General features: G+C 67.7%; 2 protein-coding genes and 2 pseudogenes. 1 reads left to right on the top strand and 3 read right to left on the bottom strand.

Annotated elements, in window-relative coordinates:
- Positions 1-355: 355 nt before the first annotated feature.
- The gene (locus ACIQ8B_RS32870) at positions 356-991 is read left to right on the top strand and encodes a hypothetical protein (RefSeq protein WP_403551987.1); all 636 of its coding nucleotides are present in this window, start codon (positions 356-358) and stop codon (positions 989-991) included.
- 138 nt (positions 992-1,129) lie between these two features.
- Here the strand turns inward: ACIQ8B_RS32870 and ACIQ8B_RS32865 are convergent.
- From ACIQ8B_RS32865 to ACIQ8B_RS32855, 3 genes and pseudogenes are all read right to left on the bottom strand, one after another.
- A pseudogene (locus ACIQ8B_RS32865) lies at positions 1,130-1,848 on the bottom strand (IS6 family transposase).
- 147 nt (positions 1,849-1,995) lie between these two features.
- The gene (bla, locus tag ACIQ8B_RS32860; RefSeq protein ID WP_403551985.1) at positions 1,996-2,934 is read right to left on the bottom strand and encodes a class A beta-lactamase; all 939 of its coding nucleotides are present in this window, start codon (positions 2,932-2,934) and stop codon (positions 1,996-1,998) included.
- Positions 2,935-3,195: 261 nt separating this feature from the next.
- Positions 3,196-3,780, bottom strand: a pseudogene (locus tag ACIQ8B_RS32855) (ABC transporter ATP-binding protein); the annotation flags it as partial.
- Between the last annotated feature and the right edge of the window lie 68 nt (positions 3,781-3,848).

Raw genomic sequence — 3,848 nt, 5'->3', positions numbered from 1 at the left:
GGCTCAAGCCGGGCCCACTGGCCGTTCGTCAGATCCCCACGTCCCACAGGACGTGATCATCACCGAACAAGATCCACTTTCGCAACAGACCCTAGACCTAGCAGGAACAGTCGGCACAGGTGTGCGCCGCCACGGACAACAGCGGCGCACACCTGCCCGGTTTCTGGCGCTAACCCACAGCGAGAAGGCAGCCTCTCGCTGTGGCGAGACAACACGATACCCCGAGCAACTACCGCCCCGGGACGTCGGTCCAGTAGCGGGCACGGTGACCGGTCGGCCAGTCCGGTCATGCGCCCTGACGATAATCGCCCATCACTCTCCGGTCGTTGTCAGTGGGCAAGCGGAGAATCACCGGATGGCTCATGAACCGACGGAGGTCGGCGAGTCCGAAATCCTCGCTGTCTCCTTACGCACGTACCTGTCCGAGACTGGCTTCTCCTTCACCGGCCTGACCGGCAAGGAGGTGACCCGGTCCATCACCCGGGCGGTGGCGCAGTGGGTGGGAGCATCGGGGTGGAGGTGCAGAGCAGAGGCGCAGATGCGCTACATCGTCCCGCCTCGCCTGAAGAACGGCGGCTGCATCGCCTACTGGTCACCGTCCTGGTCCGCCTATCTTGACCTGCGCGTGATCCGCAAAGACGGCCCACCGATCGCCGTGGAGATCGACCGCGCGGACGAGAGCACCGCCGTGGACAAGCTCCGAGACGAAGCACTCCGCGGGCGCCCCGCGCTGTGGATCCGCTGGCACGGAGCGCTGCGTGCCGAGCTCCCGGCAGGTGTGGCCCGTCTCCACCTTCCTACGCGGTCCAGCAAATCGCCCCTCCGATGCTCGCTGGCCCCGGTGCCTGGCACCGAGGCGATCACCCTCGGTCCACCCGCCACTCCGGAGGCCCGAGCAGACGCTTTGCGACGAGACCAGCAGCGAATCGCGGACGAGAAACGCGCTGCTGCCCGCGCCCAGGAACCGGGTCCCACTCGCTGCTACTGGTGAACCCCAGCCTTCACGGTGAGTAAACCGGGATGATATGACTACGTTGCGTGGTATTGCGAGCCGGCACTGTCACGTTGTTGGGTGTGCGAGTGCCTGTCGGGGTGTTGTGTGTGGTGGAGCCGGGTTCCGGTTTCGGGCTCAGGCCTCGGCGGGCCTGCCGACGACGCCGGTGACCTGGTCCCAGATGGCGAAGCGGACGGTCATCTCGGCGCGGTAGTCGTGTGCGGTCATCAGGTGGTGGCGGGGTCTGAAGTGGGGTGAGATGCCGCTGAACGCGGCCAGGAACCGCTGCGCCCCACCGGTGCTGCGGAAGCCTTTCATGGCGCGTTCGCGTTGCCGGGTGGGCTGGTGGCTGTTCTCGGCCCGGTTGTTCAGGCCCTTGTGGGAACGGTGCTCGACCGAGGGCATGACCTCGCGGTGGGCGGCGCCGTAGGAATGCAGTTTGCCGGTGACGACCACCCGCGGCACCGCACCGGCCCTCTTCAGCAGCCTGCGGAAGAAGCGCCTGGCGGCGGCCGTGTTCCGCGGTCCTGCACGAGGATGTCCAGCACGGTGCCGTCCTGGTCGACGGCCCGCCACAGGTACTTCCGCTCTCCGTTGATCTTTACGAACACCTCGTCCAGATGCCATTTGTCCCCGGGCCTCAGCCGGCGGCGGCGCAGTCCGTTCGCATGGGCCTGCCCGGACTTGGCGCACCACCGCCGGACCGTCTCGTAGGAGACGACCACACCGCGTCCAAGCATCAGCTCCTCGACCTCCCGGAACGACAGCGGGAAGCGGAAGTACAGCCACACGCAGTGGGAGATGACCTCGACCGGGTACCGGTACCCCCCGTACGACGGCGACGCGCTGTCCACGGACAACCCCTCCGCATGATCAACCAGAAGATCATCCCACCAGCTCAGCCAACGTGACAGCGCCCGGTGACGACGGTGGCTGTTGCCGTCCTCGCCTGTCGTCGCGTCGTCACGGTGGAAGTGCCGTCAGCCGAGGCCCTCGGCAGGTCACAACCTGCCGAGGGCCTCGGCCAGCGCGGTCGCGGTGGCCGCGATCACTTTGTCGTCGTGCGGGGTGTCATCGAGGGTACGGTTGGTGAACACTGCCAGCACGATCGGCGCGTTCGATCCGGGCGGCCAGACGATCGCCAGGTCGTTGGCGGTGCCGTGGTTGCTCGCGCCGCCGGTGCCGGTCTTGTTGCCGACCGTCCAGTCCGGGGGAATGCCTGCCTTGATCCGGTCGGCGCCGGTGAGGCTCGCCTTCAGCCATCCGACCAGCCGGGCCCGGTCTCGGGTGTGGAGGATCGAGCCGGTGGTGAGCTCGGCGAAAGTCCGTGCGGCGGCCGCGGGAGTAGTGGTGTCGCGCTTCTGCCCGGGCTGCCACTCGGTCAGCCAGGGTTCCGGCCGGTCCAGGCGACTCACCCGGTCGCCGATGGCGCGAAAGAAGTCGGTCAGCCCGCGCGGCCCGCCGATCTGCTCCAGCAGCATGTTGCCCGCGAAACCGTCGGACTTGGTGATCCCGGCACGGCACAGCTGGGCCGGGGTCATGCCCGTGTCGGTGTACTCGGTGGTCTCGGGGGAGTTCCCGGTCAGGCCGGTCATGTCGGAGGGCTTCCAGCGCACGACTTCGTCCATCAGCCCCGGCCTGCTGGTGCGTGCTTCGTGCAGCACTGCCGCGCAGGCGAACACCTTGAACATGGAGTTGAAGGGAAAACGCTCGTCGGCCCGGTAGCCGACCGTGCGGCCGGTCCCCAGGTCGATGCCCACCGCACCGATCCGCCCTGCATAAGATGCCTCGAGTTCCCGCAGCGCCCTGCGCAGTTCCGGCCCGGAACCGGATGAGGAGGTGCTGCCCGTCCGGGCGGCAGCAACGCTCGTGGAGCCCTCTTCGCCGGTAACGGCACCGGCCGCATAGGCGAGGCCGCCCAGCAGTGCGGAAGCGGTCACGGCCGTGATGGCTAATCGCAGTCGGAGAAACCGTGTCATGCCGGTAAGAAGATCAGACGCCGTTCGCGCGCGTCCAGGAGAAAGCGTGCCGACACGCTCTAGAGGGCACTGTCAACTTTGACAGGGCGTCAGATGATTAACAGGAAATTTTCCCGCAGCACCCTCCTCGGCCACCATCAATGCCTGCTTTGCGTCATTTAGAAGTGTCAGTTCGGGGTGGGAGACCGCAAACTTTCCGGCCGTTTCCCTGACGCTCTGTCAAAGTTGACAATGCCCCTCCACGAGGTCCTCGCGGGAGGGCAGGTCCAGGGCGTTGAACGGCTCGTCTAGGAGCAGCAGCGCCGGATCGGCCATCAGCGCCCGGGCGATCAGGATGCGCGCCCGCTGCCCGCCGGAGCAGACGCTGTACGGCCGGTTCGCCAGTTCCTTGATGCCCAGCTCCGTCAGCAGGTCGTGGGCTCGGAGCCGGACCTCGTCGTCGTACGTCCGCCACAGCGGCTGCACCGTGCCGCTGTGCCCGGTGAGCACGACCGTGTGCGCGGTGAGCCCCTGCGGCACCCGCTGGGCCGAGGTGACGTGGCCGATGCGGGCCCTCAGCTCCCGCACGTCCACCCGGCCGAGCCGGCTGCCCAGCACCTCCACGCTTCCGGTCGTGGGGTGCATCAGGGAGCCGAGCAGCCGCAGCAGGGTGGTCTTCCCTGCCCCGTTGGCCACCAGCCGCGCCCAGTGCTCTCCCTGCCGGACTGTCCAGTCGATCCCGTCGAGGATCAGCTGGTCCGTCGTGTGGCGGCGTACGCTCACGTCCTCGAGGAGGAGGGACTGCGGGTCAGTGTGCGCTCGGTTCAGCGCTGGCGCCGTTCCTGGCAGGAAGGCGGCCGGCAGACGCTGCACTCCAAGGGATCGGCCGCCCGTCC

The organism is Streptomyces sp. NPDC096105, assembly GCF_044763335.1.
In the GTDB taxonomy this organism is placed as follows: Bacteria; Actinomycetota; Actinomycetes; order Streptomycetales; family Streptomycetaceae; genus Streptomyces.
This window is presented reverse-complemented; position numbering and strand designations above follow the sequence as displayed.